At 43.2% G+C, this 25,476-nt stretch carries 17 protein-coding genes; 12 read left to right on the forward strand and 5 right to left on the reverse strand.

The features are described from left to right. Positions 1 to 20: 20 nt before the first annotated feature. From ABR189_RS08505 to ABR189_RS08540, 8 genes are all read left to right on the forward strand, one after another. Positions 21 to 2,207 (forward strand): exopolysaccharide transport family protein, encoded by a 2,187-nt coding sequence (locus tag ABR189_RS08505; RefSeq protein ID WP_354660046.1) that lies wholly within the window; start codon positions 21 to 23, stop codon positions 2,205 to 2,207. 29 nt (positions 2,208 to 2,236) lie between these two features. Then, entirely contained in the window at positions 2,237 to 3,346 is a 1,110-nt protein-coding gene (locus ABR189_RS08510; protein ID WP_354660047.1) for an acyltransferase family protein, read from the forward strand. A 22-nt stretch (positions 3,347 to 3,368) separates the two neighbouring features. Then, positions 3,369 to 4,718 carry a flippase gene (locus ABR189_RS08515; RefSeq protein ID WP_354660048.1) on the forward strand — a complete coding sequence of 450 codons (1,350 nt, stop codon included), beginning with the start codon at positions 3,369 to 3,371 and terminating at the stop codon, positions 4,716 to 4,718. Continuing rightward, positions 4,703 to 5,920, forward strand: coding sequence for a glycosyltransferase (locus tag ABR189_RS08520; RefSeq protein ID WP_354660049.1), 1,218 nt, complete (start codon positions 4,703 to 4,705; stop codon positions 5,918 to 5,920). The genes ABR189_RS08515 and ABR189_RS08520 overlap by 16 nt, the downstream gene beginning before the upstream one ends. Positions 5,921 to 6,045: 125 nt before the next feature. Continuing rightward, positions 6,046 to 7,566, forward strand: coding sequence for an O-antigen ligase family protein (locus tag ABR189_RS08525; RefSeq protein ID WP_354660050.1), 1,521 nt, complete (start codon positions 6,046 to 6,048; stop codon positions 7,564 to 7,566). Next, positions 7,563 to 8,273: a TolC family protein gene (locus ABR189_RS08530; RefSeq protein WP_354660051.1), complete on the forward strand. Its 711-nt coding sequence runs from the start codon at positions 7,563 to 7,565 to the stop codon at positions 8,271 to 8,273. The genes ABR189_RS08525 and ABR189_RS08530 overlap by 4 nt, the downstream gene beginning before the upstream one ends. Before the next feature lie 55 nt (positions 8,274 to 8,328). After that, the gene (locus ABR189_RS08535; protein ID WP_354660052.1) at positions 8,329 to 9,114 is read left to right on the forward strand and encodes a carboxylesterase family protein; all 786 of its coding nucleotides are present in this window, start codon (positions 8,329 to 8,331) and stop codon (positions 9,112 to 9,114) included. Between the two features lie 46 nt (positions 9,115 to 9,160). Continuing rightward, entirely contained in the window at positions 9,161 to 10,318 is a 1,158-nt protein-coding gene (locus ABR189_RS08540) for an acyltransferase family protein (protein WP_354660053.1), read from the forward strand. Between the two features lie 12 nt (positions 10,319 to 10,330). On the opposite strand, the gene ABR189_RS08545 is transcribed toward ABR189_RS08540, so the two are convergent. From ABR189_RS08545 to ABR189_RS08565, 5 genes are all read right to left on the reverse strand, one after another. Next, on the reverse strand, positions 10,331 to 15,598 hold the full coding sequence (locus tag ABR189_RS08545; RefSeq protein WP_354660054.1) for a PKD domain-containing protein: 5,268 nt from the start codon (positions 15,596 to 15,598) through the stop codon (positions 10,331 to 10,333). Positions 15,599 to 15,842: 244 nt separating this feature from the next. Continuing rightward, positions 15,843 to 16,871, reverse strand: coding sequence for a polysaccharide deacetylase family protein (locus ABR189_RS08550; protein ID WP_354660055.1), 1,029 nt, complete (start codon positions 16,869 to 16,871; stop codon positions 15,843 to 15,845). A 145-nt stretch (positions 16,872 to 17,016) separates the two neighbouring features. Beyond that, on the reverse strand, positions 17,017 to 18,270 hold the full coding sequence (metK, locus tag ABR189_RS08555; protein ID WP_354660056.1) for a methionine adenosyltransferase: 1,254 nt from the start codon (positions 18,268 to 18,270) through the stop codon (positions 17,017 to 17,019). 17 nt (positions 18,271 to 18,287) lie between these two features. Then, positions 18,288 to 19,733 carry a DUF4270 family protein gene (locus ABR189_RS08560; protein WP_354660057.1) on the reverse strand — a complete coding sequence of 482 codons (1,446 nt, stop codon included), beginning with the start codon at positions 19,731 to 19,733 and terminating at the stop codon, positions 18,288 to 18,290. Between the two features lie 17 nt (positions 19,734 to 19,750). Further along, complete coding sequence (locus ABR189_RS08565; RefSeq protein ID WP_354660058.1) at positions 19,751 to 20,569, reverse strand: glycogen/starch synthase; 819 nt, start codon at positions 20,567 to 20,569, stop codon at positions 19,751 to 19,753. 110 nt (positions 20,570 to 20,679) lie between these two features. Here ABR189_RS08565 and panC point away from each other — a divergent pair, with 110 nt between their 5' ends. The 4 genes from panC (at position 20,680) to ppk1 (ending at position 25,427) form a co-directional block, all read left to right on the forward strand. Next, positions 20,680 to 21,540: a pantoate--beta-alanine ligase gene (gene panC / locus ABR189_RS08570; protein WP_354660059.1), complete on the forward strand. Its 861-nt coding sequence runs from the start codon at positions 20,680 to 20,682 to the stop codon at positions 21,538 to 21,540. 149 nt (positions 21,541 to 21,689) lie between these two features. After that, positions 21,690 to 22,034, forward strand: coding sequence for an aspartate 1-decarboxylase (gene panD, locus ABR189_RS08575; protein ID WP_354660060.1), 345 nt, complete (start codon positions 21,690 to 21,692; stop codon positions 22,032 to 22,034). 27 nt (positions 22,035 to 22,061) lie between these two features. Next, the gene (locus ABR189_RS08580) at positions 22,062 to 23,084 is read left to right on the forward strand and encodes a lysylphosphatidylglycerol synthase transmembrane domain-containing protein (RefSeq protein WP_354660061.1); all 1,023 of its coding nucleotides are present in this window, start codon (positions 22,062 to 22,064) and stop codon (positions 23,082 to 23,084) included. A 189-nt stretch (positions 23,085 to 23,273) separates the two neighbouring features. Then, on the forward strand, positions 23,274 to 25,427 hold the full coding sequence (ppk1, locus tag ABR189_RS08585; RefSeq protein ID WP_354660062.1) for a polyphosphate kinase 1: 2,154 nt from the start codon (positions 23,274 to 23,276) through the stop codon (positions 25,425 to 25,427). Positions 25,428 to 25,476 lie beyond the last annotated feature (49 nt).

Here is a 25,476-nt window from a genome sequence, read left to right on the forward strand (position 1 = left end):
ACTTTAAAGAATCCGACAATATGGATCTGATTTATTTGTTCAATTCGTTAATGCGCAGAAAGTGGCTGATTCTGATCAGCAGTGTGCTGGCAATTGTAATTGCTTTTCTGCTCACCATGGACCAGAAAAAACTTTACAGATCATCCGCACAAATGGCTACGGGTTTTACAACTAGCGATCAGGTGAAACTGAAAGATGAGAACTTTAACATCTATGAAATTGATGTGAAGTTTAACAATGTTATTGAAGCCCTGAAATCTACAAAGGTGTTAAGCATGGTTACTTATAACCTGATGCTGCATGATCTTGAAAACCCCAAAGACGCTTTCCGCCAACTGGATGAAGAGGCCATGAAAAAACAAGCCTATCGTAATGCGGATAAAGCAAAGGCTATTGCCATTTTAAGAAAAAAATACGCCGACGAAAAATTATTGAGTTCTTATGATCCGGAAGAAAGAAAGATACAGGAGCTCATGAAAGTATACCAATATGATTTAGAAACTACCAAAACCTGGTTATCCGTAGGCCGTATACAAAGAACTGACTTTATTGATGTACAGTTCTGGTCTACCAATCCTGAACTTTCTTCCTATATGGTTAACCAGGTATGTTCAGAGTTTCTGAGAAATAATGAATCTTCCCGTTCTCAGCAAAATGTGCAGTCTATCGAAACACTGGAAAAACTGGTTTCTCAGAAAAGAGCCGATCTGGATGAAAAGCTGAATAACCTGCGTACCCTGGGTGGTGTAGATGCCGCGGTTGAAAGCTCCAGTAAAATGGAACAGATCAGCACTTTTGAAAGCCGGATGACGGAAGAACAAAATACCCTGAACAGTGCTACCCTTTCTTTGCAACAGGTAAGCAAACAACTGGCAGATATGGAGCGCAGCAATGCCCAGTCAGCCAGCGCTGCTTCTGCTGCCAGTGCCGAAATCAGCAAGCTGCGTAGCCAGATGAACGATGCCAATCAGGAGTATATCAACAAAGGCTCCAATGATACAGAGCTTTACAATAAATATCAAAAGCTAAAAACTGCCTACAGAAATAAATTATCCAGCCTGGCGAATACAGCCGACAGCCCGGGAAGTATTACCAAAGGTGATCTGCAGCAAAAGAAAAATGAACTGGAACTGCAGATAAGCTCCTCCCAACAGAATATTGAAACTTATCGCCAGAAAATACGCAGCCTGAATAGCAGTGTAGGCGCTGCTGCATCCAGAAGTGCTACTAACCTGGCATTACAGAAAGAAGTAAGCCTCTCCCAACAGGAATATGAAAATGTGAAATCCCGCTACGATGCGGTCATGAATAATACAGTGGTGCCATTGGATAACTTCCGGCAGATCCTGTACGGACAACCGGCTGTAGAACCGGAAGCCTCTAAAAGGTTGATGATATTAGCATTGGCTGGAGTAAGCATGTTTGTGTTTTGCTGTATCGCCATTATCTTCCTGGAATATATTGATGTATCTATCAAAACACCTTCTCAGTTCCTGAAAAATATTGAGTTGAAATTATTGGGTATCGTGAACAAAGTCAATATGAAACAGGAACCCCTGAACAGCATCTTCGATGCTGAATCCAAAAAAACACCGCAGGGCCTGCTTTTCCGCGAGCATTTACGTAAGCTGCGCTTTGAAATTGAAAACAACAGTCATAAAATATATCTTTTTACCAGTGCACGTGTAGGAGAAGGAAAATCCACCATTATCAAAGCGCTGGCATATAGCCTGAGTATGAGCCAGAAAAAGGTATTGATCGTTGATACCAATTTCATTAACAATACCCTTACCCGGGAATTTGAAGCCAATCAGGACCTGGAAGCATTTTCCAATGCAACAGAAGATTACCAGTATAAACACGTAAAAAGCATTATCACCCCTACCAGCATAGAGCATGTTGATATCATCGGCTGTAAGGGAGGCGATTATACACCGGCAGAAATACTTGGGGATAACAATCTCCTGGGGCACCTCTCTAACCTTACCAGCGCATACGATTACATACTGCTGGAAGGCGCTGCCCTGAATGAACGGTCAGATAGTAAAGAATTGCTGGCTTTTGCAGATACCATGATCACCGTTGTATCGGCAAAATCAACTATAAAACAAACAGATAAGGAATCTATCAGTTTTCTGCAAAGCATGAACGGGAAATTTACCGGAGCGATATTGAATTACGTAGAAAAAGGTAATGTAGACATGTAGCACACTCCTGGGGCTATTCAAAAGGGCATATGAAATTGAATCTATTAAATACAAATACTGGAAGTAGCAACCGGCTTGCCTGGATTGACTATGCACGGGGCATAGCCATTATACTGGTATTATACCGTCATATTTTTGAAGGTATCTCCCGTACCGGCCTCCCTACTACAGGTTACGATTACCTGGAACATGCCAATATTGTATTCTATAGTTTTCGTATGCCCCTTTTCTTTATCCTTTCAGGCGTTTTCATCGGCAAAAGCCTGGCTAAAAGAAGTATGGAAAAGCTGCTGAGCAATAAATTCAGTATCCTGCTTTACCCCTATCTCCTGTGGTCTGTATTACAGGTTACCCTTCAGATACTGCTGAGTAAATATGTAAATGCAGATCGCAGTATCGCAGACTATGGATACATTATTCTTTTCCCAAGGCGCATTGATCAGTTCTGGTATCTGTATGCACTTTTTAATGTTACCGTGCTTTATATGATCACCAGGCAGAAGCTGAAACTGCATATCTGGCAGCAACTGACCTTAGGGACTATACTCTACTTCTTATCCAGCTATGTTTCTGTTAAGCACATAGATCTTGGCTTTTTGTATGATATCATGCATTATTATATTTTCTTCGCCCTTGGCGACCTGGCATCATCCCGCATCCTGAACCAGGCAAACTTTGGACGTTTTGCCTCCTGGAAAACATTTTTCTTCCTGCTGCCCATATTTGCGGTAGGGCAATATTATTTCCTGAACAAGGACCTGGAGATGAGCAATAATATGTATGTGGAAACCTATCAGCCCTTACTTTTTGCAGTGATTGCATTGAGTGGATGCGCTTTTATGTTTAACATTTCATTCCTGTTGCAACGGTATGACAAGGTAAAAATATTGAGAATGGTAGGCTTCCATTCCTTGTACATCTATGTATCGCATGTACTGGTGGCATCTGCTACCCGCATGGTACTGATGAAGGGATTGGGCATTACCAATATTCCGGTGTTACTCATTGTTTGCCTGATAATGGCGGTGGTAGTACCCATATTAATGTATAAACTGGCCATGCGCTATGGTGCATGGTGGCTGTACAGCCTGGAAAAACCTGCTACCGGCAAGGAAAAATTACAGGTGCAAAATCAATAACCGAATAGTATCCAACTTAGATATGAGTGATCAGAAATATACCTACTGGCTTAAATCCGGACTTTACAGCGGCATGCAAAAAGTGGCTGTGCTGTTGTTTGGTGTAGGTAGTATCCTTGTTTTGACCCGTACACTTTCCAAACCCGATATGGGTACCTGGAACCTGTTCTTAGTGTATACCGCCATCATTGAAGTGATCAGGCACTCCCTGATCAAAAATGCCGTGATAAAGTACCTGAACAGTTCAGAAAAGGAAGAACATGCCTTTATCCATACAGGTGCCCTGACACTCAATAGCATTGCCACAATATGTATCTTATTATTGATTGTGGTATTTATCGTGCCTATCAGTAATTTTCTGAAAGCCCCCGGGCTGGTGGAGGTCATGTATTATTTTTTACCAGGTCTGCTCCTGCTGATCCCTTTCTCACATTTTGAATGGATTCAGAATTCCAATGCCGATTTCAAGGGTATCTTCTGGGCCTATCTGACACGCCAGGGTGTGTCCTTCGGATTAATTATCATCAGCCTGCTGGCAGGATTACATATTACCCTTACTTTATTAGTGATCTATTTCAACCTGGGCATTTTATTCGGCGCTCTGGTGTCCGCCTATTTTGCCAGAAAATTCCTTACAGGTACTATTAAAGTGGATCCCCAATGGGTTAAAAAGCTCTGGCACTTTGGGAAATATGTGTTTGGCACCAATATCAGCGCTTCCATCTTCCGTAATACGGACCAGTTTGTTATTTCGTCTTACCTGTCTACTGCGTCTGTAGCACTATATGGTGTATGCCTGCGTATCTCCAACCTGGTAGATGTACCTTCCCAGGTGCTGGCTGATATCCTTTTCCCTAAAACGGCCCAGATGATGGAAGCCGGTAATATGGAAAAAGTGAAATTCTACTACGAAAAAGCAGTGGGGGCTATATTGGCCATTGCATTACCAGTAAGTTTAGGTATATTCCTGTTACCAAAACTTGTATTATATATTATTGCAGGGGCCAATTATGAAGAGGCAGCTCCCATATTGCAGATCACTATTCTGTATGGGCTGTTTCTCCCCTTTATCAAACAATTTGGTACTATCATGGACTCTATCGGATTACCGAAAACAAATTTTGCTGTGACAACGGTCACTGCCATCTGCAATATTTTTATCTGCTGGTATTTCACCAAACATTTTGGATTGTTGGGTGCCGCATATGGTACTATGACTTCCTACGCTATCTGTTTACTCATCACACAAGTGATCCTTTATAAAAAAATAGGCAGCAGCCTTTCAAATACATTCAAGCATATGATACTATTCTATCCGGATATCATTGCTGTTTTACAACAAAAAATTTCATTAAAATGGAAAGTAAGATGATCAAAGGAAGGGATATCCTTGTAGTAGGACTTCAACCCTGGGACATTGCAATTGGCAGTAACTGTAAAAATGTGGCTAAAGAGTTATCCCAGTTTAACAGAGTGCTATATGTAAACCGGGCCCTGGACAGGATCACCGTTATTAGATCTAAAGATGACCCAAAGATAAAAACACGCCTCAAAAGTCTGAGGAAAGAAGCGGATGATATTACCAACATCGCTCCCAACTTCTGGACACTGGACCCACGTACCATGCTGGAATCAGTTAACTGGATACCACTCGCCGGCGTATTTGATTTTGTCAATAAAATTAATAACAAACGGTTGGCCAAAGAGATCAATCAGGCACTAAAGCGGTTGGGATTTAAAAATGTACTGCTGTTTAATGACAATGAATTCTACCGCGGACAGTATCTCATAGAACTCCTGCCGGAAGTAACAGACTGTATCTATTACAGCCGTGATAACATTGCTACCCACCCCTTCTTTGTAAGACATGGTAAACGCCTGGAGCCTTCCCTGATGGCCAAGGCCAGCATGGTGGTTACCAACTCTGATTACCTGGAAGACTATGGCAGGAAATATAATCCTGAAACCTACAACATTTTGCAAGGCTGTGACTTTGAGCGCTTCTTCCCAGAAACGCCTTTTACCCTGCCGGAAGAAATGAAAGGCATCAAAGGACCTATTATTGGTTACATGGGGGCCCTGATCGTTTCCCGCCTGGATATAAAAATACTGGAGCATATCGCGACTTCCCGTCCGGAGTGGAGCATTGTGCTGGTAGGACCGGAAGACAGCACCTTCCGTAAAAGCAACCTGCATAAAATGCCTAACGTCTATTTCCTTGGAAATACGACGGAGGTAAGGGTACCACAATTCATCCAGTTCTTTGATGTATGCCTGAATCCTCAGCTGGTAAATGGTATGACGATAGGCAACTATCCACGTAAACTGGATGAGTACATGGTACTGGAAAAACCAGTAGTAGTGACAGAAACACTGGCCATGAAACTTTTTGACGGATATATCTATCAATGTAAAACAAAAGAAGACTACGTGGTAAGCATAGAAAAAGCATTGGCAGAAGATCCTGACAGCGAAATCAGAAAGGCAAGAAAGGCATTTGCGCTCACACATACCTGGGATACCAGCCTCTCTAAAATGAGTGCGCACTACCAGGCATTAAAGAAAAACAAATAATCCTGTTATGCCGGATAAGAGATTCAGTAACGACAGCATTCTGGAAATCATGGTAACTATGTTTGTAGCATTTACCCTGCTCTTCCTTTTTTTAAAAATGTTGTTTTTTTAAACCCATTTACTAGGTGAATTATTCCACTACCAATAAAAGGCCCGGGCTTTTCAGCATGCTAACCAATCTGGTAAAACAACAGATTGGTGAAAGGAAACTGGATTCTCCGTTAGGCTATATATTGCTGGGGCTGGTAGCACTGGTCCTCGCCTTTGCAATAGCCAAAATAGATACGCTAGTGGGCATGCTTTTTATAGCGGGTTTACTAGGGGGAACACTGGCCTTTATCTGTTTATTCAATACCAAGCTGGGATTTTATATTACGGTATCACTGTCGTTCTTTGCTTTCTATATCAACAGGCTGATCAGTGAAAACATACCGGTAGGCTTAGGGATCGACGGGCTGATAGCACTTACTTTTATTGGTATTTATTTCAGGAAAACCGTGCAAAGACAGAAATACTGGCAACATTCCAAGAATCCTATTGCTGCTGTCTATTTCCTTTTCATGGTTTTTCTGGTAGTGGAATTATTTAACCCGTCAATGGATTCTATTCCGGGCTGGGTCTTTGCCTTCCGTAAGTTCCTCAACTTTGTCATGATCTTTTATATATCGTTGCACATTTTTGAGGACCTGGCAACAGTAAAAGAATTTATCAAATTATGGCTGGTACTGGCCTTCCTGGCAGGTGCGTATGGCTGCTTCCAGGAATGGCATGGATTACTGGGCTTTGAAGACAGGTGGGTAAACAGGGACCCAATACGTTACAAACTGTATTTCCAGGCGGGCAGTATGCGCAAATTTTCCTTCCTGTCTGATCCTACCGCTTATGGTATGCTGATGGCAGATGCAGTAATATTCGCGCTGGTACTTTCTATGGGAAGTGTAACCCGCAAACAGCGGATGCTCCTCCTGGGTATCAGTATTCCCATGGCATTGGGGATGGCCTTTTCCGGCACCCGTACCGCATATGCCATGCTGCCGGCAGGAGTTATCTTTTACGTCCTGATGACCATTACCAGCAAGAAAACAATGGCATTTGCCATCCTTTCTATGATGGTCTTTATTGTAGTGCTTTTCGGACCATTCCATAACGGCACCATCAGTCGTATCAGAACCACCTTCCTGCTCTCTGAAGACGGCTCCTTTAACGTTCGGGATGTCAACAGAGAACGGATACAACCTTATATCCTCCGTCATCCTTTAGGTGGTGGATTAAGTACATCCGGTGTGGTAGGTTCTCAATATAATCCCGGGCATACACTGGCCGGCTTTCCACCGGATAGTGGATATCTGAAAAGCGCACTGGAAACCGGATGGGTAGGATTATTCCTGACCTGCTTCACCTATTTTGTGATTTTACGAACGGGGATCAGGAATTTTTATAAAAGCCAGTCGCCCGAAATCAAAGGAATCTATGCAGCCATATTAGCCGCATTATATGGATACATAGTAGCACATTATACCCAGGTGGCCATTGGCCAGATACCCGGATGTTTTTTCTTTTACTCGATGCTGGCAGCACTTGTAAAACTCATCACATTTGAAAAAGAACAACCCAATAAAAAAAATCTAATAACAGTTAAATTATGAAACGAATACTCCTTTTTTCTTGTGCAGCATTGCTATCAACCTACTTGCAGGCACAAACAAAGCCCACGCATAACGCAAGCCAACCCTCACCGGCTAACAATGCTATTAAAGAACGGCTGGTGGAACTGGCATTAAATAATCCCCAGATGAGGATTGCAGGATACCAACAGGATAAAACCGGGTACGAGATCACCAAGGCGAATGCAGCCTGGCTGAATTATGTTACCGCCAGCGTAAACCTGAACGAGGTAACAACAGGTATCTATAAAAATGATGCGGCTAATGGTAGAAATATCTATTACCCACTTTGGAACGTAGGTATCAACGTACCGTTAGGTTCGCTGATTACCAAGCCAGCCGAGGTGAAAATTGCCAAAAAGAATAAAGCCATTGCTGAGGAACAAAAAGAAGGAATAGCCCGCTTAATCAAAAGACAGGTATTATCACTTTATGAAGACTATCAGAACAAGGTAGATCTGCTCCAGATGCAAACAGAACTGACAGACGATGATGCCGCAGCGTTTGCCACTGTAGAAGAGAAATTCTCAGGTGGTGGTATCAGCTACCAGGAATATAGTATCGCCTCAAAAGCACTGAATGAGCAACTGGTAAGACAGAAAGTATTACAAAAAGAAGTGAATGTTCTTAAACTGGAAATAGAAGAAATGATAGGCGTAAAACTGGAAGAAGTACTATTGCAGAAATAGGCAGCAATAGTATTATATCAAGAATACACCGATTTTGAATTTTAAAGTACAGATAATGAAATATATGTTATCCGCTTTCCTGATAATTTCTTTATTGGGAAATGACCTGAGTGCCTACGCTCAAAAAAATATGCAGCAAATAGAAGTAAAAGTAACACCTAACGGAAAGAAGAATGGCGCGCTGATACAACTACCTGATGATTATAATGTTACCAACAAGAAATACCCCATCATAATATTTCTTCATGGTAAAAGTAAAGCAGGTACTGACCTCTCTAAACTCGCACTGGAAGGTATCCCCTTCTGGCTGGACAAAGGAGTTAAACTGGATGCAGTAAATCCGGTTGACAAAAAGATGTATAAGTTCATTACCGTTATGCCCCAGGCACCTAGTTTTGGTTTAAAACCAAAAGAAGTGATGGCCGTACTGGACGACTTACTGAAAACATACCGTATAGATACCACCAGGGTATACCTTACCGGATATAGTGCAGGAGGATGGGCCGCTTTAATGGCTGTTACAGAAAGTCCGGCAATCTCTAAACGTATCGCAGCAGTAGTAGCCATGTCGCCCACAACACTGGATGATAAAAACAAAAAACAGTTCAAACTGATTGCTGATGCAGGCGTTCATTGCTGGTATTTTGCAGGAAGGCTGGAACCTCATTTTATGGAAACGGTACATGCCTATGCCGACAGCACCAATAAATATGGTCCAGGGCTTGCTAAAACCACCATCCATCATAACAAACATTGCTGTTTTAAGGATTTTTATGATCCCCGTTATACAGAAAACGGCATGAACATTTATCAATGGATGCTGCAATATAAAAGACAGTAAAAACAATGTCCTTATCCCTATACCTATACCTGTTTAATATAGTTGAATGAAAGTCTATTTTAAGAATCTGGATGGCATCAGGTTTATAGCAGCACTGCTGGTGATATTACATCATGCCCAGTTCTTCAAGGCACATCACCAGGTAGGACAGCTTTCTTTTCTGAATGAAGCATTCGTCAGCACAGGGCGAATAGGTGTAAACCTGTTCTTTGTATTAAGCGGATTCCTGATCAGTTACCTGTTAATGAGTGAAAATGCACAGACAGGTACTATTAATTTTAAGAACTTCTATTTCAGAAGGATCTTACGTATATGGCCACTGTACCTGGCCTATGGTATCAGCCTTACCCTGATAGCCCCTTACCTGTTCAATATGATGGGCATTCCTACTGCAGAAGATTCACGAACTATATTTACCAATCTTATTTTCCTTTTATTGTTTGCAGTAAATATACAGCTGGCCTTTTTCCCTTATAATAAGGGCATACTGGAAATCACCTGGTCGGTATGTATTGAAGAGCAGTTTTATCTGCTATGGCCATTGTTGCTGCTGCTGTTCCGTAAGCGGCTGAAAAGCCTGTTTATGGTATTAATCACCATTGGCTTTACCAGCAAGCTCCTTTGCCTGATCCTCCCCTATTTTTTTGATGTAAAAGCAGAATACCTGCTGGAAACCAGTTATCTGTTACTGTTCGACAAACTGGAACTGTTTGGTACAGGTATGTTTGCAGCTTATATTCTTTTCCACCGGGAAAGATATCTGGGCTTTTTAAGTAAAGGATTTACCAAGCCCATACAAATTGCAATGCTATTGCTAACAGTATTGGTTATTTTCTCTGTATTGAAAATTCCCGTAGTCAGTAAATATTATTTTGATCATTTTATTCATGCTGCTCTCTTCGGCTACCTGATGCTGGCAGCGGTATCTGAAAATAGCCTGTTAAACCTGGAATATCCAATCATGAAAACACTTGGCAAAATTTCATATGGCATCTATATGTTCCATACGCCTGTTTGCCAATTGCTGATTATTGTATTTATAAAAATATTTGGAGCAGGTAGATCACTTATCATATATGACCTGCTTTATCCGATAGCATGTGTAGTAGTAACTTGTATTATAGCTTACTTCTCTTATGAGTGGTATGAAAAACGCTTCCTGCGAATCAAATCCAAGTATGCAGTTGTGCATACCCGGATTTAGATCGCTCCTCATTTATGACTTAACAAATTTTATAACTTCTTTAATGTTTTTGCCGTTGGTGATCTGTAACAAATAAATCCCCTGGGCCAGACGACTAATGTCTATCTGCTTCTGAATCTGTACACCAGGTTCAAAGGAGAAGGATTGCTGCAACTTTCCTGTAGCACTAAAAATAAAAACATTTACTGTTTCCGTCGAGGTCTTGTTAACATTAAGACGGATCATATCCGTAGCCGGGTTCGGAAAAAGGGCTATCTTAAAAGCGCTATGCTCTGCTGATTCGGATACAATAATTTGTACAGTAGAAGAAGCCGTACTTCCTTTATCATCCGTTACTGTTAATTTAAACTGATACGTTCCTGGCACCAGACCAGTCACAAAGGTGACTGCTTTATTGGGAGAAACAATCTGCAATGCAGGTGTTCCGGATACCTGTTGCCATACATATTTTACAATAGTGCCATCCGGATCGGTAGAAGCACTGCCATCCAGCGTTATGTATTCCTGTGCTGCACTCACTGTTCTGTCAATTCCAGCATCTGCCATCGGCGGATCATTTGTCACCGGAACATCTTTCACTGTAACGGTCACCCGCGCTTTGGCGGTAGCATTATTTTCATCAGTTACGGTCAACTCAAATACATAGCTTCCTGCAGTTAACAGGCCACTTACTGCAGTTCTTGCAGCGCCGGGGCTGCTGATAGTCGCTGCAGGACCACTTACTTTAGCCCATTTATAACTGACGATACTGCCTGTGGAAGCAGTACCATCCAACTGCACGGTATTAGCTGGCAGCGTAATGGTAATATTACTGCCCGCATTGGCTACAGGAGGAATGTTCACTGCATTTACCGTCACAGTAACACGTGCGGTAGCGGTAGCGTTCTTATTATCTGTAACTGTCAGTTCAAATACATATACCCCTGCTACCAGCCCGCTAATTGCACTGGTGGCAGCATTGGGCTGTGCGATGGTGGCAGCGGGGCCACTTATTTTAACCCACTTGTAGGACGTGATAGTACCATCCGGATCATATGAACCCGTGCCATCTACATTTACGGTATTCGTAGGCAAGGTAATGGTCACATTAATCCCTGCATCAGCTACCGGGGGCTGATTGGCGACATCCTTTACGGTAACGGTAACACGTGCTTTAGCCGTTGCATCCTGATCATCTGTAACCGTCAGTTCAAAGATATAAGTACCAGCAGTAACCAGATCACTGACTACTGTGCTGGCAGCACCAGGCGTGGCAATGGTGGCAGCAGGACCACTTACTTTAGCCCATTTATAACCTACGATACTGCCATCAGGATCTGTAGAGGCAGTTCCGTTCAACTGTACCGTACTGGTAGGCAGGGTGATCGTAATATTACTGCCTGCATTGGCAACAGGGGGTTTATTAGCCTCCACTACTGTAACAGTAACCTGTGCCGTGGCGGTAGCATTTTTATTATCTGTAACCGTCAATTCAAATACATATACACCAGCCACTAATCCGCTGATCGTGCTTGTAGCAGCATTGGGTGTTGCAATGGTAGCTGCCGGCCCGCTGATCTTAACCCATTTATAACTTACGATACTGCCATCCGGATCATTGGAAGCACTACCATCTACCTGCACACTATTTGTGGGTAAAGTGATCGTCACATTACTGCCAGCATCAGCTATCGGCTGTTGATTATTGACATCATTTACGGTAACTTTTACACGGGCTTTTGCAGTAGCATCCTGATCATCTGTAACAGTCAGTTCAAATACATAGGTTCCTGCTACGAGCCCGGTGATACTACTCCGTACCGCATTCGGTGTAGCGATCGTCGCTGCCGGCCCGCTGATCTTAACCCAGCTGTAAGACTTAATGCTGCCATCCGGATCAGTAGAAGCACTACCATCCACCTGTACACTACTTGTGGGCAACTGAATAGTCTGATCTTTACCCGCATTGGCCACAGGAGGTTTATTGGCGGCTGGATTTACTATAACCGTGACACTACTTTTGGCAGTAGCATTGTTATTATCCGTTACTGTTAATTCAAAAACGTACGTACCTGCCAGCAGGCCATTTACCGCTGTACTCGCTGCGTTGGGAGTAGCAATCGTGGCGGCAGGACCGCTTGTCTTTACCCAGCTGTAGGATTGGATATTGCCATCCGGATCAGAAGATGCGGAGCCATTCAATTGTACGGTGTTCACCGGCAAAGTAATCGTAACATTCTCTCCCGCATTGGCCACAGGAGGCTTATTGGCGGCTGGGTTCACTTTTACAGTAATCTGGTCTTTAGCGGTAGCCCCTTTATCATCTGTTACCGTCAGCTCAAATACATAAGTGCCTGCTACCAGTGCACTCACAGCTGTACGGGCCGCTGTAGCAGTGGCAATCGTTGCGGCAGGACCGCTCAGCTTTACCCAGCTGTAAGACTTAATAGTGCCGTCCGGGTCAGTGGACGCACTGCCATCGAGCTGTACACTATTTACAGGAAGGGTGATCGTAATATCATTACCTGCTTTTGCTACTGGTGGTTTATTCGTAACTACGCCCCCGGTATACTCATCTGCTCCTATATCGAAGGCACTACCAAAAGGCCTGCCATCGCCATCAATATCAAAAGTAACTCCCTGCGCTGTTAAATCCATTCCCTTATCAATCGCCAGAGCGCCTGCTACCAGATGGAAATCCTTCTGGGCTAAATCCTTAAATCCTGCTGCAGTCAGGCTGCTTAAATAGAGATTATTGGAGGTTTTGAAATCCACTCCCTTCATAATATTTACATAAGCCCTGTCCCCTTCTGCAGTAGATCCCACGCCTACTATGAGGTTGTTATACACCAGGTTGTTTGTGCCTACGGTACCATAGGTACTCAGGATCATAATCCCGTTCCGTTTGGAATTTACAATGGTGTTATTAAACAGGTGTACCTGTAATGGTGTATAGTTGTTTTTGGTAGGACGGTCATCTATAAATATAGCATCTTGTCCGCCGGTGGTACCATCCCAGCCGGCATCGCTCATGATGTTATTATACACTTTGGTTAGCCCGGTTCCAAATACCTCAATGGCATTACCTGTTCCCTTTATGATCTTATTATTATAGATCACTCCCTGAGATTCACCTCCCATGATAATACCGGCCTGCTGGCTGCCTTTGTTCTCTACCCCAAAGTTATAGACCTCATTATTATAGATCTCTACCCCTTGTGGAGCAGAAGCCACCTGTATACCATCCCATCCTGTATTCCGGGTGATGACGTTATAAATCTTCACATTATAAATGCGTGGCGGTAATGCTCTGATCACGCTCCCATCTGCACAAGTAATGTCTGCACCATTGGGCAACGTATTTCCAATGTAAAGTCCTTCCCCTACGATATCATGTACATATAAATCATGAAAGCTAAGATCGCGGATTTCAAAATTCGGGTATTGGTTAATTGGATCACAGTCAGGATTAATCTTTGCCAATACCCCGGCAGATGCACGGGCGATCTCTATCCTTTCCGCCTCGTAATTAGTACATCCTTTTCCCATGGCAAGACCACTGCTAAGCGGCTTACTCACCCCATCAATATAAAAACCATATTTATCAGCACTCCCGGAACCTGTTACTTTAAAAAACTTGGACTGATTAAAGATCAGACCATAATTCCCGCCATCGCCTACTTTTACCTGTCCGCCGCAGTTAATAAATACCAATGGTTTTTCCTTGGAGCCTACGTAATTAAAAAATTGGATATAGGGATAATTACCAGCAGGCACACAAATCGTATCCCCTGGTTGAACATTCTGTAAAAGTCCGTTGCTGTAAATCCCCCCATCAGGGCCAGGTTTAATAACATGTTTACAATTACAATCCTGGGGAGTACCTCCGGGAGCAGCCTGAACGCTTACATTGGCATTCGCAGCACTGGATACCCCTGCTGCATTGGTAACAGTCAGTTTAAAAACATAACTCCCTTCCACCAGGCTATTAACAGTAGCCTTTGCGGCATTGGCAGCTACCAGTGTACCTGCAGCAGGGCCTGATATTTTTTCCCATTTATAGCTGGCAATCGTGCTGTTGGGAGCTGAAGAAGCAGATCCGTCCAATATTACACTGTTGGCAGGAGCTGTAATGCTGATATTACTACTCGCCAGTGTTACTACCGGAGGTGGGATCGTTACAGCTTCATTTACGGTAATAGTGACCCTTGCACTGGCAGTGGCCCCTTTATCATCTGTAACGGTCAGTTCAAATACATAGCTACCGGCTACCAGTGCATTTGCATTGGTTTTAGCAGCATTGGGTGTTGTAAGCGTAGCAGTAGAAGGCCCTGAAATCTGAGCCCACTTGTAAGTGGAAATGGTACCATCGGCATCTGTAGAAGCACTCCCATCCAGGGATACACTTGCTACCGGTAAAGTGATAGTAACATTGTTTCCGGCATTTGCTACCGGCGGCGTATTGGCCGGTGGTGTTGTAGTACCTCCTTTGCTGTACTGCAGCATCCACTCGTATATGTTCGGATTCTGATAAGTATGTGTAGCATCATATGCCTTATCCCAGGTAGCAGCCTCATGTCCGCTTCCCAGAATAACCGTAGAAATAGCTTTCACAGCAGGATTACAGCTGTTGTATTGTTGTTCAAACTTCTGCATATTATTCAGAAAAGAAGCATCCCCGCTGCCCCCACCTGAAAACGACCACACGGGTACTTTTGCAGCCACTACTGTATTGCAGAAATTATTTAGTTTGCTTACGTCGATTGCGGCTGGAGAAACCGGGACAATCGCAGCAATGTTGTCTGCATATTGTTTACCAGATGCTACATAATTCCAGGTGCCATATCCTCCGGCACTTAATCCGGTAAGGTATATCCTGGATGCATCTACCCGGTATCTGGCTTTCATATCATCCAACACACTTTGTATCATCAATTCATTTGCCCATCCACCATAAAACTGTGGCGATATCACAATGAACTTAAACAGCTTTCCTCCCACCGTAAAGTTCATTTTAGCCCCATTGGCGATAAGTTTTGGTAACCCCTGTCTTAATACAGCATTTACATCACTCCCTCCTTCACCCACACCATGGATAAAAATAATTAATGGATAATTCTCTTTTGTAGTATTGTAATCATCAGGGAGATGTAGCCAGGCTCCGGTTGTAGCGCCCGTAGAAGTAACTTTAACTGAGATAGCCGTTTGATCACCTTGTGCGAAGCATAGGGCAGGGAGAGTAAATAATAATGCCAGTAGAAAGGCACTGAAGAGTGTCTTAAGATTAATTCGGTTTTTCACTAAAGGTTAAATTTATTAATTATTCCAGATAATACCTTCCCAACTCATCAGCCATCCTAAAATTCCACTACCCGTGCAAAAATAGTGTTTAAATAAATTGAATGCTAGTATTTTCAATAAAAAACACATATAAATTATACCATCATTCATAAATAAATATAATGTATAAAAAGGTAAATTCCAAATATTAAAAGAATTGATGTTTCAACTTATTATGTAATTAAAATATTATTAAAAGTATTACTTAATACCGCTGTATTGCAGCAGTACCCTTCTTTTTATGCAAATAATTATAGAGCATTATTCCTTTTACTGCTGCCTCAATGTTAATTCCTGGTCTTTCACAATTAAACCGGTGAAAAATCTGCGGGTAAATATCCTCCCGGTGGTTATTGGTACCAAAGATAATATCCAGGTCGGGAGATGATCCCCCCAGCAACTGATCAAAAAATGCTTTGGGAATGCCCGCATCTGTGTGTGGGAAAGCAAATGCTTTATAGGATAAGCCAAACTTATTGACCAAAAAATCTACAGATCCCCGGGTTTGCGTAAGCATCTCTTCCAGTGGCAATGCTTCATAATAAGGATGATCAATGCTATGCCCACCGATGGCAAATCCCTGATCAATCAATGTTTTTACCTGGCCGCTATCTAAAAAAGGCTTTTGTTTCACCAGGTATTCCTGAAAGGAAATGCCCAGTATATCAGCTAAAGCCGTTGTTATTTCCCGGGAGGTATAGGTAATCCGCTTTATAGCTGCGATCAGCTCCTGTTTTGAAGGTGCCGGGCATTGCAGTACTTTAGCCAGTGCATCCAGCGTTGCAGGGGTATGCTCCTGCTGTTGTAATGCTTCTATCAGCAGGCTTACTTTAAACTTATAAAACAGGGATTGATTATCCAGAAAAGCGCTGTTCAGAAAAAAGACAGCGGGCACACCTTTTTGAAATAATAAAGGAGCAATTACATCTGCTACTTCCCGCAGCCCGTCATCAAAAGTAAGTAAGAATGAATTGGGTGGTACAGGAGTTTGTGTACGCAGACAGCTGATTACCGTTTGCAACGTAACCGGGTTAAAATGTTTCAGCAGATAATCCAGATCCTTTTTAAAGGCAGCCACTCCCTTATAGGGATACAGATGCCTGATATGAGGAACTGCTGCATCACTTACCAGGTGATGATAAGGTAATAACAACCTGCCGGGATAGATCTTTTTTAGTAGTGATAAATTAGCTAACTGTACTGTTTGATAATAGATCTTTTTTGCAATGCTCATGATACGGGGGAACTCCTTTCCGTGTAAGTTAAGAAGGCTAATTTTGTTTTTAAAATAAAAATCCCTGCCTCCTTCCGGAAGCAGGGATTTTCCATAAAATATTATCGGTACAAGTGCGGATAGATAATGTTATCTATCGTTTCACTTATAAAGCAAATGCCGCTTTTACTTTATCAACATAATCAAGTTTTTCCCAGGTAAACAGTTCTACTTCTACTGTTTTCTCATGTTTCTTGCCTTTGTTGAATACTTTGGTAACCACTTTATTTTCGCGTCCCATGTGGCCATAAGCCGCAGTTTCACTATAAATTGGATTACGTAGTTTTAAACGCTGTTCGATAGCATAAGGGCGCAGGTCAAATATTTCTTCTACCTTTTTAGCGATCTCACCATCTGTCAGTTTCACTTTGGCAGTGCCATTAGTGCTCACAAAAATACCGCAAGGTTTAGCAACACCGATAGCATAAGATACCTGTACCAGCACTTCATCACATACACCGGCAGCTACGAGGTTCTTGGCAATGTGACGGGTAGCGTAAGCAGCTGAACGATCTACTTTGGAAGGATCTTTACCAGAGAATGCACCACCACCGTGCGCACCTTTACCACCATAGGTATCTACAATGATTTTACGGCCGGTTAAACCGGTATCACCATGCGGACCACCAATTACAAATTTGCCGGTAGGGTTAATGTGATAAGTAATCTTGTCGGTGAACAGTGCCTGTAATGCAGGTTTCAACTGTGCTTTTACACGAGGTATCAATATATTGATCAGATCAGACTTGATCTTCGCCAGCATAGCATCATCATTGTCAAAATCATCATGCTGTGTGGAAATTACGATGCTGTCTATTCTGATCGGTTGATTATCGTCAGAGTATTCGATGGTTACCTGGGATTTTGCATCCGGACGCAGGTATTTGATTTCTTTATTTTCCCGGCGTAATGCTGCCAGCTCCAGTAACAGCTTATGGGCCAGGTCCAGTGCCAGTGGCATATAATTTTCTGTTTCACGGGTAGCATAACCGAACATCATACCCTGATCGCCGGCACCCTGTTCTTCAGGTTGCTTGCGGTCTACCCCCTGGTTGATGTCAGGTGATTGCTCATGGATCGCAGATAAGATACCACAGGAGTTAGCTTCAAACATATACTCACTTTTGGTATATCCGATCTTCCGGATCACTTCTCTGGCAATATCCTGTACATCCAGGTATGCTTCAGATTTAACTTCTCCGGCCAATACAACCTGACCGGTAGTTACTAAAGTTTCACATGCTACTTTGGAAGTAGTGTCATAGGCAAGAAAGTTATCAATCAATGCATCAGAGATCTGATCGGCAACTTTATCTGGGTGTCCTTCTGAAACTGACTCGGACGTAAATAAATAAGACATAAATTTAAATTTCGGCTTTATAGTTTAGTGTAAATAACTCGGAGTTTCATGTTATACTGGGAATGATTGCCACCGCCTACTTTTACGCGCTGGAGGCCAATATTCCGGCCATTGGCAACTGCTTCCAGTTTGAACCCATTGTTAATATCCTTACCTGCCAACAACAATTGCATATAGCGTGCTACATTAAATGTGTACTGCACTACTTTTACGCCACCAAAATTCGTTACCACTGTTTTTTGACCGCCAAAATATGGCTGGTTGGGGTTGCTGGGGTTACCATAATCAACAATTGGCTTTGTTGTATCACCATTTCTGTACTGGCTTACGAACAAGAAATCAGGTTCTGTATAAATTTCATTTTTATCCACTGCCCCGCTCGTGATCTGAGTAATCACCAATTCTGCCTTATTAATAACAGATTTTGGAAATTGTTCCAGATTAGGAATCAGCAACCTGGTGAATAATCCCGGCGCTTCCTGCAGGAAAAGGATACTATCCCCTTCAGAACGGTTGGTATTGATATAATTAGCGGCTTCCGAACCTTCAAAATTACGAGTAAAGTAATTGGCATGTGCATGTACCCCGGTGTAGGAAGAGAAGGGGAAATAAGCCCGCAGGGAATCTTTCTCCGTGTTTTTATAGAACACCGTCATCTTGGTATCCGCACTGTTCAGGTTGAGATACAACACGGTACTGTTGGTAGCCAGTGTAGTATCCGGTATGATAGCCAACCCTTTAAAATAAAGATTGAAAGTAGAATCCGTTGCAAAATTGCCGGTGGCCGTTTGCTGTAATAAGCTGTTGCCCACGGCGGGGTCCAGCTTTATACGCAACTGCGGCGCTTCCTTGGTGCCATAAATAGAAACTGAATCCTGTAATCCTTTGGCATTAACGGTTCCTGTACCCAGCAGTTCGCCGGCATTGTAGGCCAGTGCCTGCGTGTACCGGTAGTTGGAGTCTATCTTAAAGTCAGGCTCTGCCATACGGTATATCCTAAAAGTCTGAGGCAACAATGAATCCCCGAAATAACCATTATAGCTGATCGACAATACCACAGAATCCAGTGTCTGACCGGTGCCCTGGAAAGTGAAGGCGCTGCTGGTCATCCCCAGCTGCATATACGTGAAAGCATGGGCTTTCCCCCCTACCGGATCATTTACGATAGATCCCAACGCCTTTGTAAAATTCCCACGGCCGGTAAATACGGCAGAGTCTACCCGCCAGATATTATGTGCAATGAGATTATTAAAGGTGGTATCAGATGCGTTTACAAAATCGCCTCCCGGAATAAGGTCAGTACCCAAAAGGGTAGCCTCGCTACAACCAGTAGATAAACGTAAAACGGAAAAAAGGGCAGCTGCAAGGCTAAGATTCCTGAAATTGATCTTCACGCGAATGGTGTTTGTTTTTTTAAGATGCCATTTGGTACGTCTTCCCCCACCTTTTACAGCAGTGTACAACGTATCTTTAATTTGTGCTATTTACCCATCAATTGATTGTAAAGCTGCAGATAATCTCCAAGATCCTCATTGTCGGCTTTATACGGTAACACAATTTTACCTTTTTCCGCCTTTATTTCATCAACAATTTTTTTCTCTGTCTTCTCACCCGCCAGGACTACCGCATCTGCATATTTGGCGGCGCCTCTGTTTAAAGCACTATTGGTACCCTCTTTATAAGGCTCAATATCTTTTTCTTTAATCAGGTTGCTGATCGTTGCTTTTTTAACAAAGCCTGCTCCCAGCTTATCCTTAAAAGAATTTGGCTCCAGGGAGAATACCGTCTTTGAATTGGCAAAAACAGGTTCCTTTTTGTAGGCTGTTTTCAGGTATAATGGCACCAGAGAAGTCATCCAGCCACTGCAATGGATAATATCCGGAGGCCATCCAAATTTTTTCACCGTTTCCAAAGCACCTTTACAAAAGAAAACTGACCGGGCCCCATTGTCATCAAAAAATTCCTCGTTTTCGTCTGCAAAGACTGTTTTACGTTTGAAATAATCCTCATTGTCAAGGAAATACACTTGTAAACGGGCATTGGGCAAAGACGCTACCTTGATGATCAGCGGATAGTCATCACCATCAACCACAATGTTGATACCTGACAATCTTACCACCTCATGAAGGCGATGTCTGCGCTCATTAATAATTCCAAACCTCGGCATGATCACCCTCACTTCTAAGCCCGCCTCATTGGATTTAATTGCCATTTTATTGACCATAGCCGCATAATCACTCAAATCCAGATAAGGCGACATCTCTTGGGCAATAAAAAGAATTCTTTTCTTTGTGGACATTTAACGCTAATTATTAATGCAGTAAATTTTAATTTGGCTTGCAAAATTACGGATTTTTTACGGAATATTGGCCAATCTGACAGTTTTAACATCCTTTTAAGCAATGTTTTATGTATCTATTTAAGCGCCGTAATGATCTCAGACACCACCTGGAACAAGCAAAGTTGAAGGGACAAACCATTGGTTTTGTGCCTACTATGGGAGCCCTGCACGATGGGCACCTGTCGCTGGTGGCGGCCGCTAAAGAAAAGTGCGATATCGTGGTTTGCAGCATATTTGTCAACCCTACCCAATTTAATGATCCTAAAGATTTTGAAAAATATCCCATCACCATCGAACAGGATATCGTCAAATTGACCGATGCCGGTACAGATGTCCTGTTCCTCCCCTCCGTGGCCGAAATGTACCCGGAAGGGCTGGCGTCCGGCAAACACTATGACTTTGGCAATCTCGAAAAAGTGTTAGAAGGCGAATTTCGTGCCGGACATTTCCAGGGGGTGGGCAGAGTGGTCCATAAATTGCTGGATATAGTAATGCCCCATCAATTGTTTATGGGGCAAAAGGACTTTCAACAATGCCTGATTATCAAGGAATTAATTCACCTGCTTGCTTTGCCGGTACAACTGGTGGTTTGTCCTACCCGGCGGGAAGCTGATGGCCTGGCCATGAGCAGCCGTAACGTCCGTTTAAATGCGGCCCACCGGCAGCAGGCTACGGATATATTCAAGGTACTCACCGCGATCAGAGACCAATTTGGTAAAGTGCCGAACTCGACACTAAGTAAGGAAGCGATGACACAACTGAAAAAAGATGGTTTTGAGCCGGAATACGTGGAAATCATTACCCTCCGTAATGGACAGGTAACCCGGGAAGACGCCCCTTCTGCTGATAAAACAGTAGCAGTAGTATTGGCTGCCTGGCTGGGTGGCGTGAGATTAATTGATAATATGATCTTACAGGGGCAGCTCTAGATGCGATAATCCGGCAGTTGGTTTTCTTAGACGTATATATGACAATATATCGGCACATTAACAATTTGGATATTTATTTTCTGTACCTTTGCGAACGCTTTAGCCAATGAGGATACTGAGGTGCATTGGATAGGCAAAATTAACAAGCTATGCAGATCGAAGTACTTAAATCCAAGATACACCGGGTGGTTGTAACGGAAGCCAACCTGCAATACGTAGGAAGCATTACCATTGATGAAGATTTGATGGATGCTGCCAACATGATCGCTAATGAAAAGGTGTCTGTGGTAAATGTAAATAATGGCGAACGCCTTGAAACCTATATTATAAAAGGCAAACGTGGTTCCGGTGTCATTTGTATGAATGGTCCTGCTGCCCGTTTATGCGCTCCCGGTGATGTGGTGATCATTATCTCCTATGCTACCATGGATTTTGAAGAAGCTAAAACATTCGAACCCAGGGCTATCTTCCCTAAAGAAGGCAACAGACTCTAGTCCGCTTAACGATTAATTTAAAGGAATATGCCCAAAACGCTGAAAAGCCTGCTGAAGTTCATTTGCTTTTTGGGCATAGGCCTGTTATTGATATGGTTGGTTACCAAAGACCTCACTACCAAAGAACAGGAAGATATTAAAAATGCATTTCGCCATGCCAATTACTGGCTGGTGATTCCTGCGATGGCCTTAGGGGTGGCCAGCCACTGGCTGCGTGCAGTGCGCTGGCGATTACTGATGAAGCCCCTGGGGCATCAGCCACATACACTTAATACCTTTTTTGCTGTAATGGTCGGTTACCTCGCTAATCTGGCCATTCCCCGTCTTGGTGAAGTAACCCGCTGCGGGATTCTGGCCCGGTATGAAAAAATTCCGGCGGATAAACTTGTGGGTACCATGATTGCAGAAAGAGCGGTAGATCTGTTGTGCCTGATGCTGTTAATGGTCATGACCGTATTGCTCCAGATTGATATTGTAGGTACTTTCTTTGCCGATCGTATCTGGCATCCCATCCAGCTGAAACTGGCAGGTGCCGGTACCGCCCAATGGATACTGGTAATAGCCATATTGTTAGCAGGGTTATTATTACTGGTATTGCTGCTCCGCCGCTTTGCCCGCACCAAAGCAGCAATCGCTATCCGCACCCTCGCCAAAGGGGTACTGGAAGGCATCCTTTCTATCGGTAAAATGAAACAGAAAGGCTGGTTCCTTTTTCATACTGCAGCCATCTGGTTACTTTACTTTTCCCAGATCTATATTGGCTTCTATTGCTTACAGGAAACTGCCGGCCTGGGAATAAAAGCAGGCATGTCTGTCCTGGCCTTTGGCAGTATAGGCATGATTGTTACACAGGGCGGTATCGGGGCTTATCAGATCCTGGTACAACAAACCCTCGTACTCTATGGTATCCATGCTACTATCGGTTACGCTTTTGGCTGGATTATCTGGCTGGCACAAACGCTGCTGGTGGTATTACTGGGCTTTATCAGTCTGATCGCATTGCCCTTGTATAATAAAAGCACTCCAACAACCAGCGCTGCTGAACATTAACATTTCGCGGATAATGCTCCTTTTATCCACTGCCCCAATACCGGGTTATCCCCTGGTTTTCAGGTAAGTTTGTGGCAATACAGCTCGTTTCATTGCATGAAATGACTTAACTTTAATTTAACACAGGATGTTGACCTAATAATGTATTGTTGTAGTTAATGTGAAATTATTGAATGCAAAAAAGTACGTATGCGATTGCAGAATAGTGTGTTAAACGAAAATATGACGACACCGGATTTAATACTACAAAAGAGGCTCAATAAGAAGAAACTGATTGTCCCCAAAAAGAAAATGATTGCCAGGGATATCAGCTGGCTTTCTTTTAATGCACGTGTGCTCCAGGAAGCTGCCGACCCCACGGTTCCCCTACTCGAACGTATCCGCTTTCTGGGCATCTTTTCTAATAACCTGGATGAGTTCTTCCGCGTAAGGGTAGCTACCCTGAAGCGTATGGTAGTGGTAGTAGGCAAAGCTGCCAAAATGCACCTGGAAGAAAATCCGGAAAAGATACTGGAAGAGATCCAGGCAAATGTAATTGAACAGCAACGGGAATTTGACCGTATCTGGAAAGATATTGTGGAAGAACTGCAGACACAGCAAATCTTCCTCCGTAGCGAAAAACAACTCAACAGGGAACAACAGAAGTTCGTCCTCAATTATTTTAACGAAGAAGTACGGACCAATATCATCCCCCTGATGATTGAAAGCATACAGCAATTTCCTATCCTGCGGGATAAATCTATTTACCTCGCTGTAGTACTTGCCCGGCAGGATAATTCCGTACGGCAGAAATTTGCATTAATTGAAATTCCTACATCCATACTACCACGCTTTATCATATTACCGGCTAAAGAAGGAGAACATGATATTATCCTGCTGGAAGATGTGATCCGCTTCTGCCTGCCACACGTATTTTCTTACTTTGGCTATGATAAGTTTTCTGCGCATATCATCAAAGTAACCCGCGACGCGGAACTGGATATAGACAATGATATCTCTACCAGCCTGATCCACCAGATAGAAAAAGGATTAAAGGACCGGCGTAAGGGTAAACCGGTAAGGTTTGTATACGACAAGGACATCGACCCGCTGCTGCTGGAATACCTGATGCGCCGCCAGGGGCTGTCAAGCAGGGATAATCTCATCCCTGGTGCCCGCATCCATAATTTCAAGGATTTTATGGATTTCCCCGAGTCGGTGTTCAATCATCAACGCCTGCACCGCAAAAATGTAATACACCCGCTCTTCCTGAATGCGCCCAGTGTGATGCACGTTATTCAGCAACAGGATGTAATGCTCCACTTCCCCTATCATTCATTTGATACCATTATAGACCTGTTGCGGGAAGCGGCGATAGATCCTAATGTATCCAGTATAAAAATCACCGCTTACCGGCTGGCTAAAAACTCCAAGATCGTTAATGCGCTCATCAACGCAGTGCGTAACGGTAAACAGGTAACGGTGGTACTTGAGCTGCGGGCCCGTTTTGACGAAGCGGCTAACCTGGCCTGGAAGGCAAGACTGGAAGAAGAAGGTGTAAAAGTACTGCTGGGGATCCCTAATATGAAGATCCATGCCAAGCTGTGCGTGATCAAAAAAAGAATAGGCACCAAAACCATACAATGTGGTTTTGTCAGTACGGGCAACCTAAATGAAAAAACAGCCCGGGTATATGGTGATCACTGCCTGCTTACTACCAACCGGGGGGTTATAGCAGACATTAACCGCATTTTTACTTACCTCGAAAGTCCCCGTCATGATATTAAAATACTGGAAGGGTGTAAAACACTTCCGGTAAGCCCTTTGAATATGCGTAGCCACTTTTTGAAGCTCATAGACAAAGAGATCAAAAATGCAAAACATAAGAAAGCAGCTGGCATCATCATCAAAATGAATTCCCTTTCAGATGATATCATGATCACCAAGCTGTATGAGGCAGCTAAAGAAGGCGTGAATATCCAGATGGTGATCCGCGGTATCTGCTGTGCCTATACGGAAAATAAAAAGTGGAAAAAGAATATCGCTGCGGTGAGTATTGTGGATGAATACCTGGAACATGCCAGGGTGTTTATTTTCCATAATGGAGGCCAGGAGAAAGTGTTCATAGCATCCTGCGACTGGATGGTACGAAACCTGGATCACCGGATAGAGGCAGCCGTGCCCGTTACAGATAAGGCCATTAAACAGGAGCTGATAGATATCATGCATATACAGCTGAGCGGTAATGTAAAAGCCAGGATACTGGATAATGAGCAGGCTAACAAATACAAGCGGGAAGGCGATAAAAAAATCCGTACCCAGGTAGAGATATTCAGGTACCTGAATGAAAAACAATATAAATAACCAGCTGCCCCAACGGCATGTTTATGCATTACCTGCTACTAAAAGCCAT

The sequence above is a fragment of the Chitinophaga sp. H8 genome (genome assembly GCF_040567655.1).
GTDB classification, from domain to species: domain Bacteria; phylum Bacteroidota; class Bacteroidia; order Chitinophagales; family Chitinophagaceae; genus Chitinophaga; species Chitinophaga defluvii.

Bases quoted from the DNA above. Each gene is read 5' to 3' on its own strand.
- ABR189_RS08550 (WP_354660055.1), bottom strand. From the start codon at position 16,871: ATGAGCATTGCAAAAAAGATCTATTATCAAACAGTACAGTTAGCTAAT.
- metK (WP_354660056.1), bottom strand. From the start codon at position 18,270: ATGTCTTATTTATTTACGTCCGAGTCAGTTTCAGAAGGACACCCAGAT.
- ABR189_RS08535 (WP_354660052.1), top strand. From the start codon at position 8,329: ATGAAATATATGTTATCCGCTTTCCTGATAATTTCTTTATTGGGAAAT.
- ABR189_RS08530 (WP_354660051.1), top strand. From the start codon at position 7,563: ATGAAACGAATACTCCTTTTTTCTTGTGCAGCATTGCTATCAACCTAC.
- ppk1 (WP_354660062.1), top strand. From the start codon at position 23,274: ATGCGATTGCAGAATAGTGTGTTAAACGAAAATATGACGACACCGGAT.
- ABR189_RS08510 (WP_354660047.1), top strand. From the start codon at position 2,237: ATGAAATTGAATCTATTAAATACAAATACTGGAAGTAGCAACCGGCTT.
- ABR189_RS08565 (WP_354660058.1), bottom strand. From the start codon at position 20,569: ATGTCCACAAAGAAAAGAATTCTTTTTATTGCCCAAGAGATGTCGCCT.
- ABR189_RS08580 (WP_354660061.1), top strand. From the start codon at position 22,062: ATGCCCAAAACGCTGAAAAGCCTGCTGAAGTTCATTTGCTTTTTGGGC.
- ABR189_RS08540 (WP_354660053.1), top strand. From the start codon at position 9,161: ATGAAAGTCTATTTTAAGAATCTGGATGGCATCAGGTTTATAGCAGCA.
- ABR189_RS08515 (WP_354660048.1), top strand. From the start codon at position 3,369: ATGAGTGATCAGAAATATACCTACTGGCTTAAATCCGGACTTTACAGC.
- panC (WP_354660059.1), top strand. From the start codon at position 20,680: ATGTATCTATTTAAGCGCCGTAATGATCTCAGACACCACCTGGAACAA.
- ABR189_RS08520 (WP_354660049.1), top strand. From the start codon at position 4,703: ATGGAAAGTAAGATGATCAAAGGAAGGGATATCCTTGTAGTAGGACTT.
- ABR189_RS08505 (WP_354660046.1), top strand. From the start codon at position 21: ATGGATCTGATTTATTTGTTCAATTCGTTAATGCGCAGAAAGTGGCTG.
- panD (WP_354660060.1), top strand. From the start codon at position 21,690: ATGCAGATCGAAGTACTTAAATCCAAGATACACCGGGTGGTTGTAACG.